Source organism: Streptomyces platensis, from assembly GCF_008704855.1.
GTDB classification, from domain to species: domain Bacteria; phylum Actinomycetota; class Actinomycetes; order Streptomycetales; family Streptomycetaceae; genus Streptomyces; species Streptomyces platensis.
Genome location: NZ_CP023691.1, coordinates 1,829,123 through 1,850,115 on the forward strand (window position 1 = coordinate 1,829,123; position 20,993 = coordinate 1,850,115).

Below are 20,993 nucleotides of genomic sequence, written 5' to 3' on the forward strand. Positions count from 1 at the left end.
CTTTATCTGACTCAAACACAACGGTGATCCAGCTCACGCCTGTGTGACGTATGGGGCATACGGCAAGATGCGGGATGTGACTCGACGCCTGATGCTCCTCGACACCGCCTCGCTCTACTTCCGCGCCTATTTCGGGGTACCGGAATCAGTCAAAGCCCCGGACGGCACCCCGGTGAACGCGGTGCGCGGTCTGCTGGACTTCATCGCCCGGCTCGTCCAGGACCACCACCCCGATGACCTGGTCGCCTGTATGGACTTCGACTGGCGCCCCCAGTGGCGGGTCGATCTGATCCCCTCCTACAAGGCACACCGGGTCGCCGAGGAGGCCCCGGCCGGGTCCGCGGAGCCCGACGAGGAGGAGATCCCCGACACCCTCTCGCCGCAGGTCCCGGTCATCGAGGAGGTCCTGGACGCCCTGGGCATCGCCCGCATCGGCGCGGCCGGCTACGAGGCCGACGACGTGATCGGCACCCTGACCGCGCAGGCCACGGGCCCGGTGGACATCGTCACCGGCGACCGCGACCTCTTCCAGCTCGTCGACGACCGTCGCGGTATCCGCATCCTCTATCCGCTCAAGGGCGTCGGCACCCTCCAGGTCACCGACGAGGCCCTGCTGCGGGAGAAGTACGGGGTGGACGGCCCCGGCTACGCCGATCTGGCGCTGCTGCGCGGCGACCCCAGCGACGGCCTGCCCGGCGTTCCGGGCATCGGCGAGAAGACCGCCGCCAAGCTGCTGGCCACCTACGGCGATCTGGCGGGAATCATGGCCGCCGCCGACGACCCCGCCTCGAAGGTGACCCCCGCACAGCGCAAGCGGCTGCTGGAGTCGCGCCCGTACCTGGCGGTCGCCCCGAAGGTCGTGAAGGTGGCCACCGACGTACCGGTGCCCGCCGTCGACCACGCCCTGCCCGTCGAACCGGCCGACCCGGAGCGCCTGGAAGCACTGGCCGACCGGTGGGGCCTCGGCGGCGCCCTCCAGCGGCTGCTCCTCACACTTCGCCGATGAACTGTTAGGTTAGGTATACCTAATAACCTTGGCGTCAGGGGAGATTGCCGTGGCAGTAGAGCGTCCGTCCCGCAAGAAGCCCGCCGTGCACCGCGCCCGGGTGCGGCGCACCGAGCAGCTCACGCCGCACATGGTCCGGGTGGTGCTGGGCGGTGAAGGGCTGGTGGAGTTCGCCGCGGGCGAGTACTCCGACCATTACGTCAAGCTGGTCTTCCCGCGCCCCGGCGTCGTCTACCCCGAGCCGTTCGACATCGCGCAGATCCGGGCCGACTTCCCGCGTGACCAGTGGCCCAGCACCCGTACGTACACCGTCCGCAGCTGGGACGCCGAGACCCGCGAGCTGACCGTGGACTTCGTGGTGCACGGCGACGAGGGCCTGGCCGGTCCCTGGGCGGCCGCGGCACAGCCCGGTGACGAGATCTTCCTGCTCGGCCCCGGCGGCGCCTATGCCCCGGAGGCCGGCGCCGACTGGCATCTGCTGGCGGGCGACGAGAGCGCGCTGCCGGCCATCGCGGCCTCGCTCGCCCGGATGCCCGCGGGGGTGCCGGTGCACGCCTTCATCGAGGTGGCGGGACCGGAGGAGCGCCAGGAGCTGCACATACCGGCCGGCGCCGAGGTCACCTGGCTGTACCGTGGCGGCGCCCCGGTCGGCCGCGAACTGGTCGCCGCCGTCCGGGCGTTGACCTTCCCGTCCGGCCGGGTCCAGGCGTTCGTGCACGGCGAGGCCGGCTTCGTGAAGGAACTGCGGCGGCTGCTCCGCGTCGAGCGCGAGATCCCCCGCGAGGACCTGTCCATCTCCGGCTACTGGCGCACCGGCCACGACGAGGACGGCTGGCAGGCCGCCAAGCGCGACTGGAACCAGCAGGTCGAGGCCGAACAGGAGCCCACCGCGGCGGCGGCTTCCTGACGCGGCGGAGCCATACGGGCCCTTCCCGGCGAGAGTGCCGCGGGGAAGGGCCCGCTGTCGTACGGGAGCCGGGAGGGGAGCGCCCTGCGCCCTACAGGGCCTTGGGAGTTGGCTGCGGCCGCCGCCGGCGGCCGCGCGCCCCCTCCGCAAGACTCTCGAACCTGCGGGCCGACGCCTCCACATGCGCGAGCCGGCGCAGCGCCGAGAGGACCGCGTCCCCCAGGACGGTCCCCACCACGACGCTCTCCACCAGCCCGTCGACCTCGGCATTGCGCCCCGCCCACGCCAGATCGGCGGCGGCGACCCGCTCACAGGCCTCGGCGTAGGCGTCCAGGACCTCCTCGAAATCGCCGTGCCCGATGCCCCGGAAGGTGGCCAGCGCGACGGCCAGTTTCTCGATTGACGGGTTCTGCGGCTCGACCCGCCAGCCGCGGCGGCGGATCAGCTCCGCGACCGTCTGCCGCGCCTCTTCCATCCCCTCCGGTGCGGCGGCCGTCCGCGGGGTGATCGCCTCCTGCGCCGCGCCGAGCACGTGGTGCACCGACTCCTCCGGTGAGTCGACGGCGGCCAGCACGTCCCGCACGGCCGAGACCGAAAGCCCCCCGACGTCGATCATCCCCCGGATCAGGCGCAGCCTGCGGACATGGCCGGCGTCGTAACTGGCCTGGTTCGGGCTGGTCAGCCGGCCCGCGGGCAACAGCCCCTCGCGGACGTAGTACTTGATCGTCGGGATCGCGACTCCCGTCTCGCGACTCAACTCCCCGATGCGCATCTGCCGCCCTTCTCCTCGCCGGGGCCATCTCCCCGGCGTGCCGAATGGCCGGGCGCCCGCACCCGGCCTTGCCATTCCGCCCTCCATCATAGATAGTCCAGCTATCAGATAGCGGAAAGCGCCACTATCCATTCACGGGGGACCCGCATGTCCAGATATCGCTCACTGCTCGCCTTCTCCTGGGCGATGGCCGCACTCGCCGTCGTCGCGGCGGCCGGCCTGATCGTCGACGACCGGGTCCTGGTCGGCGCGCCCATCTGGCTCAAGCCCCTCAAGTTCGCGGTCTCCTTCGCGGCATACGGGCTGACGCTGGCCTGGATGCTGTCCCGCCACACGCCCCCGAGCCGGACCGGGCGGTGGGCCGCACACACCGTCGTGGTGACCGGAACCATCGAGATGGCGATCATCACCGGGCAGACCATCCGCGGCCGGCGCAGCCACTTCAACATCGAAACCCCGCTGGACCGGGGCCTGTTCCTCACCATGGGCGTCACCATCGCCGTCCTGTGGGTGGCCACCCTCGTCATCGCGGTCCTGCTGTTCCGCGCCCGCCTGGGTGACCGTGCCGCGACCTGGGCGATCCGGCTCGGACTGCTGCTCGCCCTGACCGGGCTGCTGCTCGGCGGCCTGATGGCGATGCCCACACCGGAGCAGCAGGCCCAGGGCGCGCTGCGCACCCTCGTCGGCGCGCACAGCGTCGGCATCCCCGACGGCGGCCCGGCCATGCCGCTGACCGGCTGGAACACCACCGGCGGCGATCTGCGCATCCCGCACTTCGTCGGCATGCACGCCCTCCAGGCACTGCCGCTCTTCCTCTACGCGATCGAGGCACTGTCCGGCCGCTGCGCCCGGCTGCGGGACGAGCGGATACGCCTCCGCCTGGTGCTGGTCGCGGCCGGCTTCACCACCGCGCTGCTGGCCCTGGTGACCTGGCAGGCCCTGCGCGGCCAGGCCCTGATCCACCCGGACGGCGCGACACTCGGCGCCCTCGCGGCCCTCACGGCGGCCACCGCGGCCGGCACCTTCGCCGCCCTACGACGCCCCGGCGGCGGGACCGGCCCCGGAACCCCGTCCTCGTCCGCCACCACTGCGGAGATCGCCGAGACCGCCCACCCCCACCACCCCGAGCAGGAGTTGCCGGCATGACCACCCCCACCCTCTTCAACCTGGCCTTCACCCTCGCGGCGCCGTTCTGGGCGCTGCTGATCCTGGCCCCGGGATGGCGCTGGACCGACCGGATCGCCGCCTCCCCACTGCCGATGGTGCCGGTCCTCGCGGTCTATGTCGCCCTGGCCGTCCCGGTGTTCCCCCAGCTGTGGGCCGCCGTCAGCCACCCCGATCTGGCGGGGTTCCAGGAGCTGCTGCGGCTCGGCGGCGGAGCGGGCGCGATCTGGGCACAGGTGATCGCCTGGGACCTCTTCCTGGGGCAGTGGATGTACCGCGAGGCCCGGGAGCTGAGCATCCATCCGCTGGTGATGGGACCCCTGCTCCTGTTCACCGTGCTGCTCTCCCCCCTCGGCGTCCTCCTCTTCCTCGCCCTCCGCGCGGGCGCCCGCCGCCGCCTCCGCCGGCCGGGTGCCACACCGCCGCGGCACCCGGCCCCGACCGCTGCGGGTCAATACACCTAGGGCGTATGACAGACCGCTTCGACGTTGTTGCCGTCGAGGTCACGGACGAAGGCCCCGTAGTACGACTCGTGGTACTGAGGCCACAGCCGTGGGGCGTGCAGGGACTCGGCGCCGGCCTCGACGGCGGCGGCATGGAAGGCATCGACGGCCGCCCGGTCGGGCGCGGCGAAGGCGAGGTGCACCTCACGGGCGGGCCCGTCGTCGGTCGCGGGGACCAGCCAGAGCGTGTGCCCGGTGGTGCCGAAGCTGATGAACTCGCCGAATTCCTTGGTCCGTTGGGCCCCGAGCGGGGCGAGGACACGGTCGTAGAAAGCCGCGCTGGCAGGAACGTCCGCCACCTGAATCGCCATGTGATCAATCATGCCGCCAGCGTTTCACCGGAGCGGGAAATCGGCGCGTGCTTTTCCGCGGCAGCCGGCCGGAACACACCGCACCTCAATCGTGGTGGAAGACCTCCCGCATCGGCGTCCACCACTCCCCCCGGTACGGCGCCCTCGGTCTGCTCCTGACACGGGCCGGCGAGCTGCCACCACCGCCGGACCACGGGGTCGGCGGCCATCTTGACGGCACCCTGCCCCCACCACCCCGGTCGGCCCACCCCTCCTCCCCACCGATGTGAACTCCTCGCGCCACAGGAGGAGTTCGTTGACGGCCGCCCCTCGAACGGCCTCCTGCTACCGCCCGGGCAAAGTGCGGCGGCGCCGCGCCCCTTCCGGAGGGGCACGGCGCCGCCGCAGCTGCTAGGGCGTGTCCGCAAAGTCCCGTCGTCCGCCCGGAGGGCGGGGCTCGCGGCGTCTGGTGCGTGCGCTCGCAAGGCGGAGGGTCGTCCTCGTAGTGGGCCTACGTGGACGATCCCGACAACGCAGCGAGCGTGCGTGCCAGGCGTCGCGAGCCAGGCGGGACTTTGCGGACACGCCCTAGAGCCGCGCTCGGCCCGTCGTGCTCAGCCCACCGACGAGTACGCCACCACGCCGCGCAGCACCCCGTCCATGGCCTTGCGGGCCGTGCGGGCGACCGTGCCGCCGGGCGGGGCCGCGGCCGCGATCTGGCCGAGGACGTCGATCAGCTGCTTGCACCAGCGGACGAAGTCACCGGCGGGCATCTCGGCCTCGCGGAGCACCTCGTCGAGGCCGAAGCCGGAGGCCCAGCGGTAGGCGGCCCAGGCGAAGCCGAGGTCCGGCTCCCGCTGGCCGACGCCCTCCGCCTGGTTGATCTTGTGATCCTCCTCCAGCGCGTCCAGCCGGCCCCAGATGCGGACCATCTCGGCCAGTGCGTCCTTGGCCTTGCCGGCCGGCAGCTTGGGCGCCACCGCGTCATCCGCCTGCCGCGCCTCGTACACCAGCGCCGAGGCGCAGGCCGCCAGCTCGGCGGGGCCCAGCCCCTCCCAGACGCCCTCGCGCAGACACTCGCTCGCCAGCAGATCCAGCTCACCGTAGAGCCGGGCCAGCCGGCGGCCCTCGTCGGTGACGGTGTCGCCTTCGAGGTAGTCCAACTCGGTCAGCAGGGCACAGATCCGGTCGAAGGTACGGGCGATGGTGTTCGTCCGGCCTTCGATCCGGCGCTCCAACTGGCGGGTGTCGCGCAGCAGTCGCTGATAGCGCTCCGCCCAGCGGGCGTGGTCCTCCCGCTCGGCGCAGCCATGGCAGGGGTGCGCCCGGATCTCCGTACGCAGCCGGGCGATCTCACGGTCGTCGGCCGCCTCCGAACGGGGCTTGCGATGCCGCGACGGCACCATATGGCCGGCCTTCGTCCGCAACGCGGAGGCCAGATCGCGGCGCGACTGCGGGCTGCGGGCGTTGAACGACTTGGGGATCCGCATCCGGTCCAGCGCCTTGACCGGCACCGGGAAGTCGATCGAGGCCAGCCGCTTGACCTGCCGCTCGGCGGTCAGCACCAGCGGCCGCGGGCCGTCCTGCGCGTCGAAGCCGCGGTGGCCGTTCGTCCGCCCCGAGGGCATCCCGGGGTCGAGGACCAGTGCCAGGCCCGCGTACTTGCCGGTCGGCACATGGATGACATCGCCGGGCTTCAGCTTCTCCAGCGCCGCCGCGGCCGCCACCCGCCGCTGCGCCGCGCCCTGCTTGGCGAGCTCCGTCTCCCGGTCCTTCAACTGCCGCCGCAGCCGGGAGTACTCCTCGAAGTCGCCGAGGTGGCAGGTCATCGAGCCGCGGTAACCCTCCAGCCCCTCCTCGTTCTTCTGCACCTGCCGCGAGATCCCGACCACCGACTTGTCGGCCTGGAACTGCGCGAAGGACATCTCCAGCAGCTCCCGCGAACGGTGCCTGCCGAACTGCGAGACGAGGTTGACCGCCATGTTGTACGACGGCTTGAACGAGGACCGCAGCGGATAGGTACGCGTCCCGGCGAGCCCGGCCAGCGCGCCCGGATCCATCCCCCGCTGCCACAGCACCACCGCGTGGCCCTCGATGTCGATACCGCGGCGCCCGGCGCGGCCGGTCAGCTGGGTGTACTCGCCGGGGGTGATGTCGGCGTGCTGCTCACCGTTCCACTTCACCAGCTTTTCCAACACCACGGAGCGCGCAGGCATGTTGATGCCCAGCGCCAGCGTCTCGGTGGCGAAGACGGCCTTGACCAGACCCTTCAGGAACAGCTCCTCGACGACCTCCTTGAAGGTCGGCAGCATGCCGGCGTGGTGCGCGGCGATGCCCCGCTCCAGGCCCTCCAGCCACTCGAAGTAGCCGAGCACATGAAGATCGTCATCCGGAATCCCGGCCGTCCGCGCCTCCACTATGCGGCGGACCTGCTCGCGGCCCTCCTGGTCGTTGAGCCGCAGGCCCGAGGCCAGGCACTGCTGAACGGACGCCTCGCAGCCGGCCCGGCTGAAGATGAAGGTGATCGCGGGCAGCAGGCCCTCGCTGTCGAGACGGTCGATGACCTCGGGCCGGCTCGGCGTCCAGATACGCGCGCGCTGGCGCCGCTCACGCTCCCGGTCCGCCTCGCGCATATTGCGGCCCCGGCGCTTGTCCCGCCCGAACGTCGGCCGGCTGTTCTCCATCCGCGCCAGCCGCTCCAGATCGGGATTGACCTCACGGCGGCCGCCGCGCTGCCCGTCCCGCTCCTCGAACAGGTCATATATCCGGCGCCCCGCGAGGACGTGCTGCCACAGCGGCACCGGCCGGTGCTCGGAGACGATCACGGCGGTGTCGCCACGCACCGTGTCCAGCCAGTCGCCGAACTCCTCGGCGTTGGAGACCGTCGCCGACAGTGACACCAGCGTCACCGACTCGGGAAGATGGATGATCACCTCTTCCCAGACGGCGCCACGGAAGCGGTCGGAGAGGTAGTGCACCTCGTCCATGACCACATAGCCGAGGCCGACCAGCGACTGCGATCCGGAATAGAGCATGTTCCGCAGCACCTCGGTGGTCATCACGACCACCGGAGCCTCGGAGTTGACGCTGTTGTCGCCGGTCAGCAGTCCGACCTTCTCGGCACCGTAACGCCGGACCAGATCCTGGTACTTCTGGTTGGACAGCGCCTTGATGGGCGTGGTGTAGAAGCATTTTCGGCCCTGCTCCAGGGCCAGGTGGACGGCGAATTCGCCGACGATCGTCTTACCGGATCCAGTAGGAGCCGCGACCAGTACGCCCTGGCCGGCCTCCAGGGCCCGACACGCCTCGATCTGGAACGGATCCAGCCCGAAGTCGTACATTTCACGGAAAGGGGCGAGTGCGGTGGCCTGCTCGGCCGCCCGGAGCTTGGCGGCGGCATAGCGCTCAGCAGGGGACATGTCCTCGGTCATCGTGCTTACGAGCCTACCGGCCACCTCTGACAACGACCCGATCTTTATGGCGGCCTTTGCCGGTGGCTGGTCGCCGGTTCGCCTACGGCGGGTGGGTGGCGGGTCGGAGGGGACGCCCGGTACCCCGTCCTCGGCGCGGGCGGCCCTGGTCCCGGAGGTAAGGCACCCCGGCGTTCGCTCCGGTCCTGCGGGCGGGGCACCGGACATCCCCTCCGACCACCGTCCGTACGCGGCCAACCCGCCGTACGGATCACCGTTACGGCAAGGCAGCGGCACCTCTTGGCAGGCAACTGGTCCCCGCAGCTTGGGCGCGGCCCGAGATGGGGTCTGTGACGGACGGTGCCACCGGGCCGCAGTCGGCAACGGGGGACGGTCGGAGGGCATGTACCGGGGCCCGCCCGCAGGACCGGAGCAAACACCGGGGCAATCAAACGAACGCACCCGCGTCGCCCGCGCCGTGGGGGCACCTCCCGGCCGGAGGCTGGGGGAGGGCCCCGGTGCGTCCCCTCCGACCCCCGCGGCAACCACGCAACCCGCAACGACGCCAGCCCAAACGCACCCGCACCGAAAGCACATGACGGATCGGCCGCGCCACCGAAGGGGCGCGAGGAACTGCGCGCCCAGCCACAACCCACCCGCAGCCGAACTACAAGCGCCGACTACCCCAAGTCACAACCCGTCACGTGAAGTCGTCGTACCCATCACGACGCCCCGCATCCCTCTCGCCCGCCTCACCACTCGCCTGCTCCGGCAGCATCCGCCCGGAGGCAACCGGCTCGATCTCCCCGACCTCGCCGGGCGTCAGATCGAGCTCCGAGGCCTCGTCATCGCTCAGCCCCGCATCCGGGTTGCCGATCTTGCGGCGACGGTCGTTGAAGAGGCAGATGCCGGTGGCACCGAAGTACAGCACCACGATCGGAGCGGCCAGCAGCCCCATGGTCAGCGGGTCACCGGTCGGCGTGGCGAGGGCCGCGAACACCGTGATGCCGAGCACCATGAACCGCCACCAGCTCATGATCCGGCGGCCGGTGAGCACCCCGCCGAAGTTGAGCAGCACCAGGAGGAGCGGCAGCTCGAAGGCGAGGCCGAAGACCAGCACCATGCGCGTGACGATGTCGAAGAACTCGTCGGCGGGGAAGAGGTTGCCCCAGTTCTCGGGGGTCAGTCCGACCAGCGCACCCGCCGTGGTCGGCAGGACCGCGTAGGCGAGGTACGCGCCGCCCAGGAAGAGCGGGACACCGGCACCGACGAAGCCGAGTGCGTACTTCTTCTCGTGACGGTGCAGCCCCGGTGCGAGGAAGGCCCAGAGCTGGTAGAGCCACACCGGGGTGGCGAAGGCGACGCCGGTGGTGAGGGACACCTTCAGCATGATCGTGAACGGTGAGAGCAGACCGTTGGCGACGATCTGGGCACAGGGGTGGTCGCGCGGAACGGACTGGCCCTTGGGACAGCCGACCGATGCGATGACCGGGCCCGTGACGAAGTCGGCGATCGCGTTGTACTGCCACATCGCGACGACAGTGATGACCATGATGGCCAGCACCGATTTCAGCAGCCGGTTACGCAGCTCACGCAGATGCGCCGCGAGCGGCATCCGCCCCTCGGGGTCCTTCTCCTGCTTGCGGGCAGACTTGAGCAACCCACTTCCTCGTCTCGTACATCAGCCGCCGCCGACCGGGCCGGGGCGACTGGATCGGATCGGTCAGCTCTGGTTGGTGCGGTTCGGCTCGGCCACGGGGCGCGAGCTGCTCACATCACCGGGAGCCGCCTGAATCGTACGAGGGGCCTGCTGAGCAGCATCGGCGGATGCCTCGGAGGAGGTGCCGGAGGTGGCGCCGCCGTCCGCGTCGCCCTCCTTCTTCATCGCCTTGGCCTCGCTCTTGAGGATGCGAGCGGACTTCCCGAGCGAACGCGCCATGTCCGGAAGCTTCTTCGCACCGAACAGCAGCACAATGACGACGAGGATCAGAATGATCTCGGGGGCCCTCAAGTTGCTCAACATCTGCGACTACCTTCTCGCCGGGGCGGCGTCTGCTGTGGTGCCTGCCGAATGGGGTCGGACTGGCGTCCTGGTGCTGGCTCGCTCGATCGTAACGTTCGGTGGTGAACGCCGGGCAATGCCCGTGCGTCTTCCGAATTGCCTCGACCTCCGCGGGCTGTGAACCGCAGAGGGAAGCCTACCCTTCTGCTCTCCGGCGGAGCAGGGCACGCATCCGGACGGCGACATCTCAGTCCCGGCCTGCCTCGTGCATCCGGGACGCCAGCGGCACCGCCGCCCGCTCCAGGTCCTCGCTGGCCCGCTGGATCCGCTCCGAGGTGGCCCCGACCTGGCGGGCCAGCCGTCGCACTTCGACGAAGACGCGGACGGCGAGGACGCCGAGCACGGCGAGCCCGGCGAAGCCGAGGGCGATTGCGATCATGGGCCAGAGCATGGGACGAGCCTAACGGTCAGCCCGTGTGCAGCCGCAGCGTGCGGACGCCGCCGCCGGTGAGCAGCTCGATGATCCGCTCGCCGGCCGGTTTGCGCACCGCGCGGCGGCAGTCGGGGCAGGTGAAGGAGTAGAAGGTGGTGCGGCTGCTGGCGCCGATCGCCAGCCGGAACGCGTCCGAGGCCAGTTCGAAGCGGCCCCGGCAGTCCGGGCAGGCTGCCTTGTAGAGCACCGGCGCGGGCCGGCCCGGCAAGGTGGTGGTCACCATCGTCATCCTCCGCTGCCTCGTCCTTCGCCCCGCGCCGCACGGCGTGCCCGGCCCGCCGTCCGGTCCGCCGCGCTCACTCGCCGTACGCCGCGAGGGCCTGCTCGGCGGCCTGCCGCGCGCTGTCGGCCAGGACCTGCGGCGCCACGATCCGGCCGTCCCGGCCCAGCCGCAGGGCCAGCCGCCGCAGCGAGGCCGGGTCGGGGGTGCGCAGGGTGATGCGCAGCCCGCCGTCGGGCAGCTCCTCGGCGCTGTCGTGCGGGTAGTACTCGGCGACCCAGCGGCCGCCGGGCCCGACCTCGATGGAGACCTCGGGGTCCTCGGCCGCGGGCTGCACCAGGCCCTCCGACAGATCACGCAGCTCGACCGGGGGCGGGTCGGCGGGGGCGTCCAGCAGCTTGATCTCGGCGACCCGGTCGAGCCGGAAGGTGCGCCGGGCTTCCGAGAGCCGGCACCAGGCCTCCATATAGGTGTGGCCGACGGCGAAGAGCCGGATCGGGTCCACCTCGCGCTCGGTCAGCTCGTCGCGGGCCGGGGAGTAGTAGCGCAGCCACAGCCGGCGCCGCTCGGCGATGGCACGGTCCACGTCGGCGAACACGCCGCCCTCGGATTCGAAGGTCACCGAGAGCCGGGAGCTGGCGCCGGCCGCCTCACCGGCCGCCGCCTCCAGCTTGGCGGTGGCGCGCAGCAGCGCCTGCCGGTCGCCCTCGCGCAGTCCGGGCAGGGTGGCCACCGCGCGGGCCGCGACCAGCAGCGCGGTCGCCTCGTCGGCGGCCAGCCGCAGCGGCTCGGCGACATCGTCGGGGTTGTGCCACCAGATGCGGTCGCCGTCGGTGTCGATGTCCAGGAGGTCGCCGCCGCGGAAGCTCGTCCCGCACATCGGCAGCACGTCGAGGTCGGCGATCAGCTCGTCCTCGGTGATGCCGAAGGCGCGGGCGACGTCCCCGACGCGGGCGCCGGGACGCTCACGCAGGTAGGTCACCAGGGACAGCATCCGGCGGGTCTGGTCGATGGCGTTCGTCGCCATGGGTCTCGTATCCCTCTCAGCCCTTGGCCACGGCACGCAGCCGGTCGATGACATCGGCGCGCAGCTCCGCGGGTTCCAGGACGACCACGTCGGGGCCGAACTCCACGAGCCAGGCGTCGAGTCCGTGCCCGTTGGGGATCTCCAGCTCGTCCCAGCCGTCGCCCAGCTCGCGGACGGTGAGCGCGCGGGCGCGCAGCGGGTACCCGTGCTCAGCGCGCAGCTTGATCGTGGCGGTGCCGGTGGCGGTCTCGCCGGCCCAGCTCTCGACGGTATTGCGGACGGTGACATGATCGGGCACCGGCGCGGTGAACGCCCCCTGCCGGGAACGGACCTTGCCGGTGATCCGGGAGAGCCGGAAGACCCGCTCGGCCTGGCGCTCACGGTCCCAGCCGGCGACGTACCAGTGGCCCCGCCAGCATTCGAGGATCCAGGGTTCGACCTGCCGCTGCTCGGGGTGGGCGGCATTCGACTTGCGGTAGTCGAAGACGACCGGGCGACGGTCGCGGCAGGCCAGCATCAGTGGCTCGAAGGCGGCCTCATGGGCGGGGATCCGGGGCTCCAGCGCGCTGTGCGGCTGTCCGGCGTCGTAGTCGGCACCGTCCCCGGCCAGCGGCATTCCGGCCGCGCGCAGCTTCTGGAGCGCGCCGCTGGCGGCGCCCGCCAGCCGGGCCTGCTGCCAGATCTTGGCGGCGAGCCCCAGGGCAGCGGCCTCCTCGGCGTCCAGCGTGATCGGGGGCAGACGGTTGCTGTCGCGGCGGGCGAGATAGCCGATGTCGCCCTCGATGCCCTCGACGGTCTCGATGACCAGGCCCAGCTCGCGCAGATCGTCCTTGTCCCGCTCGAACATGCGGTTGAACGAGTCGTCGCTGCTCGCCTCGATATAGGCCTCGATGGAGGACCGCAGTTCACGTTTGGTCAGCGGGCGTCGCGTCCCCAGCAGGCACAGCGCCAGATTCATCAGCCGCTCGGCCTTGGCAATGGCCATCGACGCCCTTTCTCGTTTGAACTTCCGATCGTTGACCGTACCGCTCGCGGTGGTCAGGGCAAAAGCCGGACGGGAAAGCCCCCGCTCCCTTCGTCCGCCCGACGGGCGGGGCCGGCGGCGTCCGGGTGCCAGAGGCCGCCGGCCGGAAGGAAGTGGGGGCTTACTCGTCCGGGGGCCCGTGCCATCACGGCACGGGCCCCCGGTCACGTCAGCAGCGGTCGCGCAGGGCGACCGGCACCTGGTCTCAGACGGACACCAGGTCGCAGACGAAGATCAGCGTCTCGCCGGGGGCGATCAGGCCGCCGCCGGCGCCACGGTCGCCGTACGCGAGGTGGGCGGGGATGGTCAGCCGGCGGCGGCCGCCGACCTTCATGCCCTGCACGCCCTGGTCCCAGCCGGCGATGACCTGGCCGGCGCCCAGCTGGAACTGGAGCGGCTTGCCGCGGTTCCAGCTGGCGTCGAACTCCTCGCCGGTGCTGAAGGACACGCCGACGTAGTGGACGGAGACGGTGTCCCCGGCCTTGGCGACCGGCCCGTCGCCCTCCCTCAGGTCCACGATCTCGAGCTCGGTGGGAGCCGGGCCCTCAGGAAAGTCGATCTCGGGCTTGTCGATGCTCACGGATGTGCTCCTACTTACGAATCTTTACGATTACGGCGCCAGTCTCGCAGATCAACATCAGTTCACGCTGAGGACGTCCACCGAGAACACCACGTCGGAACCGATGGACTTCTGCTGGTCAGGCGTCAGCTTGCTCTTCGGCACCACGACCAGCACCCGGCTGCCGGCCTTCTTGCCCTTGAGGCCTTCCTTCCAGCCCGGCAGCTGCGCGACCGGCACATCCTGCGCCCCGGGCTGCCCCGGCGCCCAGGTGTTGGCGACGACCTTGCCGTCCTTCCAGGTCACCGCCGTGTAGTGGGCCCGCACGGTGCTCTTCGCACCGACCGTCGCGCCCTTGCCCTTGATGATCGTCGCGCTCTCGACGTCCTTCGGCGCGTCCTGGCCCTTGGGGAGGGTGATCTTCGGCGCCTTGCCGTCGATGTTGGTGCCGACCTTGGGGAGATCGCCGTTGTCCTGCGCGACCGGCTTGCCGTCGATCTTGCTCGGCATGATCTTCTTGAGGTCGACGACGAAGACCAGCGTGGAGTTGGCCGGAATGCTCTGCTGGGCCTGCGCGCCGTAGCCCTTGTCCGGCGGGATGACCAACTCGACGCGGCTGCCGAGCTTCTGGCCCACCAGGCCCTCGTCCCAGCCCTTGATGACCTTGCCGCTGCCGATCTCGAAGGTGGCCGGCGCGCCGCGGTCCCAGCTGTTGTCGAAGGCCTTGCCCTCCCAGGTCTGACCGAGGTAGTTGGCGTTGAGGGCCTCGCCCTTCTTCACCGCCGGCCCGTCGCCCTCTTTGAGGACCTTGACCTGAAGCTTCTTGGGCGGAGTGCCCTGGCCCTTGTCGACCTTGGGCTTGGCATCCGCCTGCCCACTCACCTTCGGCGCTGAGCCGCCCTCGGATGAGTCGTCATTGCCGCAGGCCGCTGCGGAAACGAGGAGCAGGGGCACGGCGATCAGGGCTGCGATTCGGCGTCGGCGCACGTATATCCCTCAAAACGGGCTGCGATCAATGAATGGACGGAGCCACTCTAGCCACGCCACGCGAAAGTGGCGGGGCCGTGTCACGCGGACCCCGCCACTTTCCCATCCAGTCGGCACTCTCACCGGCACCACATGCTCGGGACGCCGTCACTCGACCGGGTCGGATCCCCACGGTGCGTTACGCGGGGAATCCGTCCCCGATACAGCGGCGGCATACCTCCCGCAGCGGGTCACATTCCTGCGATCAGCTTCTCCACCCGGTCGTCCACGGAACGGAACGGGTCCTTGCACAGCACCGTGCGCTGCGCCTGGTCATTGAGCTTGAGGTGCACCCAGTCGACCGTGAAATCGCGGCGCTGCTCCTGCGCCCGGCGAATGAAGTCGCCGCGCAGCCTGGCACGGGTGGTCTGCGGCGGCACCGATTTGCCCTCGAAGATCTTCAAGTCATTGCAGATCCGCGCCGCTTGCCCCTTCCGCTCCAGGAGGTAATAGAGCCCCCGGCGGCGGTGGATGTCGTGATACGCGAGGTCTATCTGCGCCACTCGCGGGTGCGACATGGTGATGTTGTTCTTTGTCCGGTACCGCTCGATGAGCTGATGTTTCATCACCCAGTCGATCTCGGTCGAGACCCGGTCGAGCTCCTCGTCCCGGATCGCTTCGAGGGTGCGGCCCCACAGCTCCAGGACCCGCTCGACGAGGCCGGTACGGATTCCGCGGCGGTCGCAGAAATCCACGGCCTTTTCGTAGTACTCCTGCTGCACCTCGAGCGCTGATGCCTCGCGCCCGCTGGCCAGCCGCACCTTGCGCTGACCGGTGATGTCATGGCTGACCTCACGGATGGCCCGGATCGGGTTCTCCAGCGTCAGATCGCGCATGACCGTGCCCGCCTCGATCATGCGCAGCACGAGGTCGGTGGCGCCGACCTTCAGCATCATGGTCGTCTCGGACATGTTGGAGTCACCGACGATGACATGGAGCCGCCGATAGCGCTCGGCGTCCGCATGCGGTTCATCGCGGGTATTGATGATCGGCCGGGAGCGGGTGGTCGCCGAGGAGACGCCCTCCCAGATGTGCTCCGCACGCTGGCTGACGCAGTAGACGGCGCCACGCGGGGTCTGGAGCACCTTGCCCGCGCCGCACAGCAGCTGACGGGTGACGAGGAACGGAATGAGGATGTCCGCGAGCCGGGAGAACTCGCCATGGCGGGCGACGAGATAATTCTCGTGGCAGCCGTAGGAGTTTCCCGCCGAATCGGTGTTGTTCTTGAAGAGATAGACGTCGCCCGCGATTCCCTCCTCATGCAGGCGGCGTTCGGCGTCGACGAGCAGGCCTTCGAGAATGCGCTCACCGGCCTTGTCGTGGGTGACCAGCTCGGTCACGTTGTCGCACTCGGGAGTTGCGTATTCCGGGTGCGAACCCACGTCCAAGTACAGGCGGGCGCCGTTCCGCAGGAAGACATTGCTGCTGCGGCCCCATGACACGACACGGCGGAAGAGGTACCGCGCCACTTCGTCAGGCGACAGTCGGCGCTGTCCCCTGAACGTGCACGTGACGCCGTACTCGTTCTCCAGCCCGAAAATGCGGCGGTCCATGACTGAACATTACGCCTGACGGCCTGCTCTGAAACCGGGTTCGGCCGCACCGTTTCGATCATTTTCCGCCGGGGCGGCCACGAGCGTCCGCCGTACGGGATCCCCAAGAAATCGCTTCGTCGACAAAAGGACGAGCATCGCGGCGACCCCGCCGGCCCCCGCCACCGCGAAGCCCGCGACCGCGCCACCGCTCTCCACCGCCGGGCCCACGACCGCGGCCCCCACCGAGGCTCCGACGCCGAACGTCGTCACCAGCCAGGAAAACGCCTCCGTCACCGTGCCCTTGGGCGCATGCCGGTCCACCACAACGAACGCGCAGGCCAGCGCCGGCGCCAGGAACACACCGGCGACACCGGTCAGCACCGTCATCCCGACCACGTCCGGCACCAGCACCAGCGGCACATAGCCCACCGCCAGCAGACAGACCAGCAGCCGCAGCCGGCTCTCCGGCCGCCCCGGCCACTCCCGGGCGCCGTAGGCGAGGCCGCCGGCCAGCGCGCCGACACCGAGCGCGGACAGCAGCACGCTGGAGACCATTCCGCCACCGTGCTCATCGGCGTACGCCACCGCCGCGACCGCGATCGACCCCATGGCCAGCCCCACGAAGAGGAACGCTCCGATCAGCACCAGCAGCCCGGCCGAGCGCAGCGCCCCCAGCCAGTGCGCCTCCCGGGGCTCGCTGCGCCACTCCCGGGACGGCCTGGACACGACGACGGAGAGCGCGCCGAGCACTCCGAGCAGGTTGATCACCCACAGCGCCGCCCCCTCGGACCAGGCCGCCACGCACAGCGTCACCAGCAAGGGCCCCACCGCGTACATGACTTCCTGGGCCACCGCGTCCAGCGCGTAGGCGGCGTGCACCCGATCCGCGCGCTTGAGGACCCCGGGCCACAGTGCCCGCAGACCGCCCTCCAGGGGCGGGGTGAAGAAACCGGCGATCACCATGGCGACGTAGGCCGGCCACAGCACATCCAGGCCGACGGCCGCCAGCAGCGCCATGCCGAGCGCCGAGAGCACCGAGGCGGGCAGCATCACCCGCGGCTGTCCGTACAGGTCCACGGCCCGGCCGAGCAGCGGCTGCCCGATGGCGTTGCAGACGCCGTAGACCGCGGAGAGCGCCCCGGCCAGGGCGTAGCTGCCGCCCTCGGCGCGTACGAACAGGACCACGGCCAGCGCCGCGGTGGCGTTCGGCAACCTGCCGACCAACGTCCCCGCCAGGAGCCGGGCCGCATGCCGGGTCCTGAGCAGCTCCGCGTATCCCGCGGCCATCCCCGCCCCTTTCCGGTCCGGCCGAACCGGACGTGTTACGTATAACCTTCGCCGTTATACGTACCATGACGCCAACCCGCGGTCCAACCGCCATGGCCGAACGTGAGGAGCGATATACCCGGTGAGCAGTAACGAGGCCACACCGTCCACCGGTGCGAACACCGTTCCCCAAGCTCTCGAATCCGCTCGGACAGGGGAGGCCCCCATCACCGGTGCGGCCGGCGCCGCGCGCCCCGGGGGCCCGGCCGCCGCCCGCGTCACCAGCCGCGACGTGGCCCGCGCCGCCGGTGTCTCGCAGGCCGCCGTTTCGCTCGTCCTGGGCGACAAATGGCGCGGCCGGGTCTCCCCCGGCAAGGCGGAAGCCGTCCGCGCCGCCGCCCGCGAGCTGGGCTACCGGCCCAATCTCGCCGCCCGCAGCCTGCGGATGGGCCGCACCCGTACGGTGCTGCTGGTCGTCCCCGCCCTGACCACCGAGTTCTTCGCCCGCGTCTACACCGGCGCCGCCCGGGTCGCCGCCGACCACGGCTTCGGCGTGGTCCTCTACCCCTCCCCCGAAGGCATCGGCCCCGCCCGCGACCCGTTCGACTCCGCCGCGGCCACCCTGGACGGAGTGATCGCCTCGTCCATGGCCGCCGAGGCGCTCGCCGCGCTCCGGGACGCGGATCTGCCGCTGGTCATGCTGGACAGCGACCCCGACGACGACCGGGCCGGTGCCACCGTCAACCTCGATATCGCCGACGGCGTACGGCAGTTGACCGGCCATCTGACCGCCCTCGGCCACCGCCGCATCACCCACCTCGCGGCCGATGTCCGGTCCTGGACCTTCGAGGTACGCGCCCGCGCCGTCGCCGACAGCCTCCGGAACGTCCCCGGCGCTCTGCTGCGCCGTCAGCCGGCCGCCCTCCGCGTGGACGCCGGGCTGCACGCCGCGCACGCCGCCCTCACCGAGCCCGGCCCCCGCCCCACGGCGCTGCTCTGCGACGACGACATCATCGCCGCGGGCGCCTGCAAGGCCGTCCGCCGCCTGGGCCTGCGCGTCCCCGAAGACGTCTCCGTCACCGGCTTCGACGACCTGGCCCTGGCCGTCGCCGTCGAACCGGAGCTGACGACCGTACGGCTGCCCGCCGAGGAGTTCGGCGAGGCCGGGATGCGGGCCCTGATGACGGTGCTCGACGGACGCCCGGCGGACGCCCCCACCCTGCCCGTGGAACTGGTCACCCGCGGCTCCACCGCCCCGCCCCAGGACACCCCCGGACATGCCGCGCGCCCCGGCGGGCGGTGACCCACCGGGGCGCGTGAACCGGGCCTCGGGCCCGAAATCGGTACCTCGTCAGAGCAGCGGGCCGGACTCCCCGTCGGAGTCGTCCTTGCCCTTGGCGCCCTTGCCGCCGGATCCTTCGTCGGACGCCCCGGCCTCGCCGGCACCGGCGTCCGCGTCAGCCGCCGGCTCCTTGGCGCCCTCGGCGGTCTGCTCGTCCAGGAGCCGCGACAGCTGCCGCCCCAGGATCCGCTTGAACTTGCGCTGCTGCGGCCGCGTGCGGTCCAGGGTGGCGACCTCGAGCTGTTCGGCGGTCAGGGTGCGCTCACCGCCGTTGGTGTCCCGCGACAGCGACTCCACGGCCAGCTTCAGCGCCTCGGCCAGCGTCATGCCGTCGCGGTGCCGCTGGTCGAGATAGCTGCTGATCTGGTCGGCGTTGCCACCGACGGCCACCGACCCGTGCTCGTCCACGATCGAGCCGTCGTGCGGCAGCCGGTAGATCTGGTCGTCCTCCGGCGCGGCGCCGACCTCGGCCACGATCAGCTCGACCTCGTAGGGCTTCTCCGCGGCGCTGGAGAAGATCGTGCCGAGCGTCTGGGCGTAGACATTCGCCAGGCCGCGCGCGGTCACGTCCTCCCGGTCGTAGGTGTAGCCCCGCAGATCGGCATAGCGCACACCGCCGATCCGCAGATTCTCGAACTCGTTGTATTTGCCGACGGCCGCGAAGGCGATCCGGTCATAGATCTCGCTGACCTTGTGCAGAGCCCGGGAGGGATTCTCGGCGACGAAGACCACGCCGTCGGTGTATTGCAGCACCACGACACTGCGGCCGCGCGCGATGCCCTTGCGGGCGTATTCGGCGCGGTCGGCCATGGCCTGCTGGGGTGAGACATAGAACGGCGTCGACACCGGCTATCCGTCCCTTCCTGTCAAGAGCTCTCTCAGTGGCTGGGGGCACACCCAGCGGGAGCTGGGGAGCATTGCGGAACATCCGTTCCGTCAGAGCAGCGCGGCGCGCGGACCGTCGGGCTGCTCCAGGCGGCGCTCATGAATGGCACGGGCGACCTCCGCGACCTCGGATTCGGTCAGCTTCTTGAAGCCGTCCTCGGTGATCACCGTGACGATCGGGTAGATCCGCCGAGCCATGTCCGGTCCGCCGGTCGCCGAATCGTCGTCCGCGGCGTCGTAGAGCGCCTGGACGACGGCCGTGACCGCCTGATCCTCCGTGAAGTCCTCCTGGAAGAGCTTCTTCAGGGCGCTGCGCGCGAAGAGCGAGCCGGAACCCGTCGCCGCGAAACCCTGCTCTTCCGAGCGTCCGCCGGTGACGTCGTACGAGAAGATACGGCCCTTCTCGCGGTCCAGGTCATAGCCGGCGAACAACGGCACCACGGCCAGGCCCTGCATGGCCATCCCGAGATTGCTGCGAATCATCGTCGACAGACGATTCGCCTTGCCCTCCAGGGAGAGTTGGGCACCCTCGACCTTCTCGAAGTGCTCCAGCTCCAGCTGGAAGAGCTTGACCATTTCCACCGCGAGGCCTGCCGTGCCCGCGATGCCGACCGCCGAATACTCGTCGGCCGGGAAAACCTTCTCGATGTCACGCTGCGCGATGACATTGCCCATGGTCGCCCGCCGGTCACCGGCGAGCACCACGCCCCCGGGGAACGCCGCGGCGACGATCGTCGTGCCGTGCGGCGCCTCGATGGCACCCTGCACCGGCGGCAACGGGCGATTGCCCGGCAGCAGATCGGGCGAGTGCGCGCCGAGGAAATCCATGAACGACGAGGATCCAGGCGTCAGGAAGGCAGCTGGTAGACGCCCGGTGCTTCGAGTATTGGCTTCCACACGTTTCCTTCCGGATATGCGATGGCCCTGCGCATGGCGACGGGGTCATCCCTCAACTTGCCGAGTGCCGAGTTGCAGTTGATGCACCGTACGCCTCGGACCTTACCCGTATCGGGGGTGTGATCCACATGCCCGGGGCCCGGCTCGGGACGGATCGGACGGAGACCGGCCGCTCCTTGATCATCGCGCCCGCCCGGCGGCGCCCCGCACCCGCCGGGGCCGGCGGACCGGCTTTCGGTGTACGGCACTCCCAGCGCCGCGCCGGGCGCGTGCCGTGGTGCCTTCCCGGGTGTACGAGGTGCCGCGGCCATGACGGCCGTCGCCTCTCCCCGGATGTCGCCCGAAGGCTGCGCGCGGTCATTCCCTGCACCGCGCGCAACGCTTCGGCCCCCCTGCATCGAACCTGTCCGGTTCGCTCTACTCCCCGCCCTTTTGCACGAAGCTCCGAACGAAATCCTCTGCGTTCTCCTCGAGGACATCGTCGATCTCGTCCAGCACCGAGTCCACGTCGTCCGACAACTTTTCCTGGCGTTCCTTGAGGTCTTCGGAAGCCTCCGCTTCCTGCGTCTGCTCCTCGACCTCTTCGGTGGAACGCGTGGCCTTGGCCTGTCCGCCGCCGCTGTCCTTGGTCGCCATGTCCCTCACCCCGCTCGGTTCGCCCCGCT

Annotated in this window: 22 protein-coding genes; 5 read left to right on the forward strand and 17 right to left on the reverse strand. The window is 70.6% G+C overall.

Going from position 1 to position 20,993, the window contains the following annotated elements; genetic code table 11:
• Positions 1-91 precede the first annotated feature (91 nt).
• Together CP981_RS07855 and CP981_RS07860 are read left to right on the forward strand one after the other, a co-directional pair.
• Positions 92-1,006 carry a 5'-3' exonuclease gene (locus CP981_RS07855; protein WP_085927780.1) on the forward strand — a complete coding sequence of 305 codons (915 nt, stop codon included), beginning with the start codon at positions 92-94 and terminating at the stop codon, positions 1,004-1,006.
• A 49-nt stretch (positions 1,007-1,055) separates the two neighbouring features.
• The gene (locus CP981_RS07860) at positions 1,056-1,913 is read left to right on the forward strand and encodes a siderophore-interacting protein (RefSeq protein ID WP_085927779.1); all 858 of its coding nucleotides are present in this window, start codon (positions 1,056-1,058) and stop codon (positions 1,911-1,913) included.
• Between the two features lie 91 nt (positions 1,914-2,004).
• On the opposite strand, the gene CP981_RS07865 is transcribed toward CP981_RS07860, so the two are convergent.
• Complete coding sequence (locus CP981_RS07865; protein ID WP_085927778.1) at positions 2,005-2,685, reverse strand: MerR family transcriptional regulator; 681 nt, start codon at positions 2,683-2,685, stop codon at positions 2,005-2,007.
• Positions 2,686-2,871: 186 nt separating this feature from the next.
• Here CP981_RS07865 and CP981_RS07870 point away from each other — a divergent pair, with 186 nt between their 5' ends.
• Together CP981_RS07870 and CP981_RS07875 are read left to right on the forward strand one after the other, a co-directional pair.
• On the forward strand, positions 2,872-3,831 hold the full coding sequence (locus CP981_RS07870; protein ID WP_085927796.1) for a hypothetical protein: 960 nt from the start codon (positions 2,872-2,874) through the stop codon (positions 3,829-3,831).
• On the forward strand, positions 3,828-4,313 hold the full coding sequence (locus CP981_RS07875) for an ABA4-like family protein (protein WP_085927777.1): 486 nt from the start codon (positions 3,828-3,830) through the stop codon (positions 4,311-4,313). Before CP981_RS07870 ends, CP981_RS07875 begins: the two co-directional genes overlap by 4 nt.
• Here the strand turns inward: CP981_RS07875 and CP981_RS07880 are convergent.
• The 12 genes from CP981_RS07880 to CP981_RS07940 all read right to left on the reverse strand — a co-directional run bounded on the left by CP981_RS07880 (position 4,310) and on the right by CP981_RS07940 (position 17,225).
• Positions 4,310-4,663: a VOC family protein gene (locus CP981_RS07880; RefSeq protein WP_229893447.1), complete on the reverse strand. Its 354-nt coding sequence runs from the start codon at positions 4,661-4,663 to the stop codon at positions 4,310-4,312. The two genes, CP981_RS07875 and CP981_RS07880, sit on opposite strands and share 4 nt — an antisense overlap.
• 593 nt (positions 4,664-5,256) lie before the next feature.
• Complete coding sequence (locus CP981_RS07890) at positions 5,257-8,073, reverse strand: DEAD/DEAH box helicase (RefSeq protein WP_085927775.1); 2,817 nt, start codon at positions 8,071-8,073, stop codon at positions 5,257-5,259.
• 679 nt (positions 8,074-8,752) lie between these two features.
• Positions 8,753-9,712 (reverse strand): twin-arginine translocase subunit TatC, encoded by a 960-nt coding sequence (gene tatC / locus CP981_RS07895; protein WP_167536069.1) that lies wholly within the window; start codon positions 9,710-9,712, stop codon positions 8,753-8,755.
• A gap of 63 nt (positions 9,713-9,775) precedes the next feature.
• Entirely contained in the window at positions 9,776-10,075 is a 300-nt protein-coding gene (tatA, locus tag CP981_RS07900) for a Sec-independent protein translocase subunit TatA (RefSeq protein WP_085927774.1), read from the reverse strand.
• Positions 10,076-10,301: 226 nt separating this feature from the next.
• Positions 10,302-10,505 carry a hypothetical protein gene (locus CP981_RS07905; protein WP_085927773.1) on the reverse strand — a complete coding sequence of 68 codons (204 nt, stop codon included), beginning with the start codon at positions 10,503-10,505 and terminating at the stop codon, positions 10,302-10,304.
• A gap of 16 nt (positions 10,506-10,521) precedes the next feature.
• Positions 10,522-10,776: a hypothetical protein gene (locus tag CP981_RS07910; RefSeq protein ID WP_085927772.1), complete on the reverse strand. Its 255-nt coding sequence runs from the start codon at positions 10,774-10,776 to the stop codon at positions 10,522-10,524.
• Positions 10,777-10,843: 67 nt separating this feature from the next.
• The gene (locus CP981_RS07915; RefSeq protein WP_085927771.1) at positions 10,844-11,794 is read right to left on the reverse strand and encodes a helix-turn-helix transcriptional regulator; all 951 of its coding nucleotides are present in this window, start codon (positions 11,792-11,794) and stop codon (positions 10,844-10,846) included.
• A gap of 16 nt (positions 11,795-11,810) precedes the next feature.
• Entirely contained in the window at positions 11,811-12,779 is a 969-nt protein-coding gene (locus CP981_RS07920) for a helix-turn-helix transcriptional regulator (protein ID WP_085927770.1), read from the reverse strand.
• 244 nt (positions 12,780-13,023) lie between these two features.
• Positions 13,024-13,398, reverse strand: a complete 375-nt coding sequence (locus CP981_RS07925) for an FKBP-type peptidyl-prolyl cis-trans isomerase (protein WP_085927769.1) — start codon at positions 13,396-13,398, stop codon at positions 13,024-13,026.
• Between the two features lie 57 nt (positions 13,399-13,455).
• The gene (locus CP981_RS07930; RefSeq protein ID WP_085927768.1) at positions 13,456-14,364 is read right to left on the reverse strand and encodes an FKBP-type peptidyl-prolyl cis-trans isomerase; all 909 of its coding nucleotides are present in this window, start codon (positions 14,362-14,364) and stop codon (positions 13,456-13,458) included.
• Between the two features lie 230 nt (positions 14,365-14,594).
• Positions 14,595-15,956 carry a Pup--protein ligase gene (gene pafA / locus CP981_RS07935; protein ID WP_085927767.1) on the reverse strand — a complete coding sequence of 454 codons (1,362 nt, stop codon included), beginning with the start codon at positions 15,954-15,956 and terminating at the stop codon, positions 14,595-14,597.
• Positions 15,957-15,965: 9 nt separating this feature from the next.
• Positions 15,966-17,225 (reverse strand): MFS transporter, encoded by a 1,260-nt coding sequence (locus CP981_RS07940; RefSeq protein WP_085927766.1) that lies wholly within the window; start codon positions 17,223-17,225, stop codon positions 15,966-15,968.
• 271 nt (positions 17,226-17,496) lie between these two features.
• On the opposite strand from CP981_RS07940, the gene CP981_RS07945 reads away from it, so the two are divergent.
• Complete coding sequence (locus CP981_RS07945; protein ID WP_425282208.1) at positions 17,497-18,507, forward strand: LacI family DNA-binding transcriptional regulator; 1,011 nt, start codon at positions 17,497-17,499, stop codon at positions 18,505-18,507.
• Between the two features lie 48 nt (positions 18,508-18,555).
• Here the strand turns inward: CP981_RS07945 and prcA are convergent, their stop codons facing one another.
• From prcA to CP981_RS07965, 4 genes are all read right to left on the reverse strand, one after another.
• On the reverse strand, positions 18,556-19,392 hold the full coding sequence (gene prcA / locus CP981_RS07950) for a proteasome subunit alpha (protein ID WP_085927765.1): 837 nt from the start codon (positions 19,390-19,392) through the stop codon (positions 18,556-18,558).
• A gap of 90 nt (positions 19,393-19,482) precedes the next feature.
• Complete coding sequence (gene prcB, locus CP981_RS07955; protein WP_085927764.1) at positions 19,483-20,328, reverse strand: proteasome subunit beta; 846 nt, start codon at positions 20,326-20,328, stop codon at positions 19,483-19,485.
• Positions 20,280-20,807, reverse strand: a complete 528-nt coding sequence (locus CP981_RS39495; protein WP_085927763.1) for an endonuclease domain-containing protein — start codon at positions 20,805-20,807, stop codon at positions 20,280-20,282. Before CP981_RS39495 ends, prcB begins: the two co-directional genes overlap by 49 nt.
• Positions 20,746-20,964 carry a ubiquitin-like protein Pup gene (locus CP981_RS07965; RefSeq protein WP_085927762.1) on the reverse strand — a complete coding sequence of 73 codons (219 nt, stop codon included), beginning with the start codon at positions 20,962-20,964 and terminating at the stop codon, positions 20,746-20,748. The genes CP981_RS39495 and CP981_RS07965 overlap by 62 nt, the downstream gene beginning before the upstream one ends.
• Between the last annotated feature and the right edge of the window lie 29 nt (positions 20,965-20,993).

What these genes read in the sequence shown, in the direction of transcription:
- CP981_RS07855 (WP_085927780.1), top strand. Translation starts at nt 92, where the DNA reads ATGCTCCTCGACACCGCCTCGCTCTACTTCCGCGCCTATTTCGGGGTA.
- CP981_RS07865 (WP_085927778.1), bottom strand. Translation starts at nt 2,685, where the DNA reads ATGCGCATCGGGGAGTTGAGTCGCGAGACGGGAGTCGCGATCCCGACG.
- CP981_RS07870 (WP_085927796.1), top strand. Translation starts at nt 2,872, where the DNA reads ATGGCCGCACTCGCCGTCGTCGCGGCGGCCGGCCTGATCGTCGACGAC.
- CP981_RS07875 (WP_085927777.1), top strand. Translation starts at nt 3,828, where the DNA reads ATGACCACCCCCACCCTCTTCAACCTGGCCTTCACCCTCGCGGCGCCG.
- CP981_RS07880 (WP_229893447.1), bottom strand. Translation starts at nt 4,663, where the DNA reads ATGGCGATTCAGGTGGCGGACGTTCCTGCCAGCGCGGCTTTCTACGAC.
- CP981_RS07890 (WP_085927775.1), bottom strand. Translation starts at nt 8,073, where the DNA reads ATGACCGAGGACATGTCCCCTGCTGAGCGCTATGCCGCCGCCAAGCTC.
- tatA (WP_085927774.1), bottom strand. Translation starts at nt 10,075, where the DNA reads ATGTTGAGCAACTTGAGGGCCCCCGAGATCATTCTGATCCTCGTCGTC.
- CP981_RS07905 (WP_085927773.1), bottom strand. Translation starts at nt 10,505, where the DNA reads ATGCTCTGGCCCATGATCGCAATCGCCCTCGGCTTCGCCGGGCTCGCC.
- CP981_RS07910 (WP_085927772.1), bottom strand. Translation starts at nt 10,776, where the DNA reads ATGACGATGGTGACCACCACCTTGCCGGGCCGGCCCGCGCCGGTGCTC.
- CP981_RS07915 (WP_085927771.1), bottom strand. Translation starts at nt 11,794, where the DNA reads ATGGCGACGAACGCCATCGACCAGACCCGCCGGATGCTGTCCCTGGTG.
- CP981_RS07920 (WP_085927770.1), bottom strand. Translation starts at nt 12,779, where the DNA reads ATGGCCATTGCCAAGGCCGAGCGGCTGATGAATCTGGCGCTGTGCCTG.
- pafA (WP_085927767.1), bottom strand. Translation starts at nt 15,956, where the DNA reads ATGGACCGCCGCATTTTCGGGCTGGAGAACGAGTACGGCGTCACGTGC.
- CP981_RS07940 (WP_085927766.1), bottom strand. Translation starts at nt 17,225, where the DNA reads ATGGCCGCGGGATACGCGGAGCTGCTCAGGACCCGGCATGCGGCCCGG.
- CP981_RS39495 (WP_085927763.1), bottom strand. Translation starts at nt 20,807, where the DNA reads ATGTCCTCGAGGAGAACGCAGAGGATTTCGTTCGGAGCTTCGTGCAAA.
- CP981_RS07965 (WP_085927762.1), bottom strand. Translation starts at nt 20,964, where the DNA reads ATGGCGACCAAGGACAGCGGCGGCGGACAGGCCAAGGCCACGCGTTCC.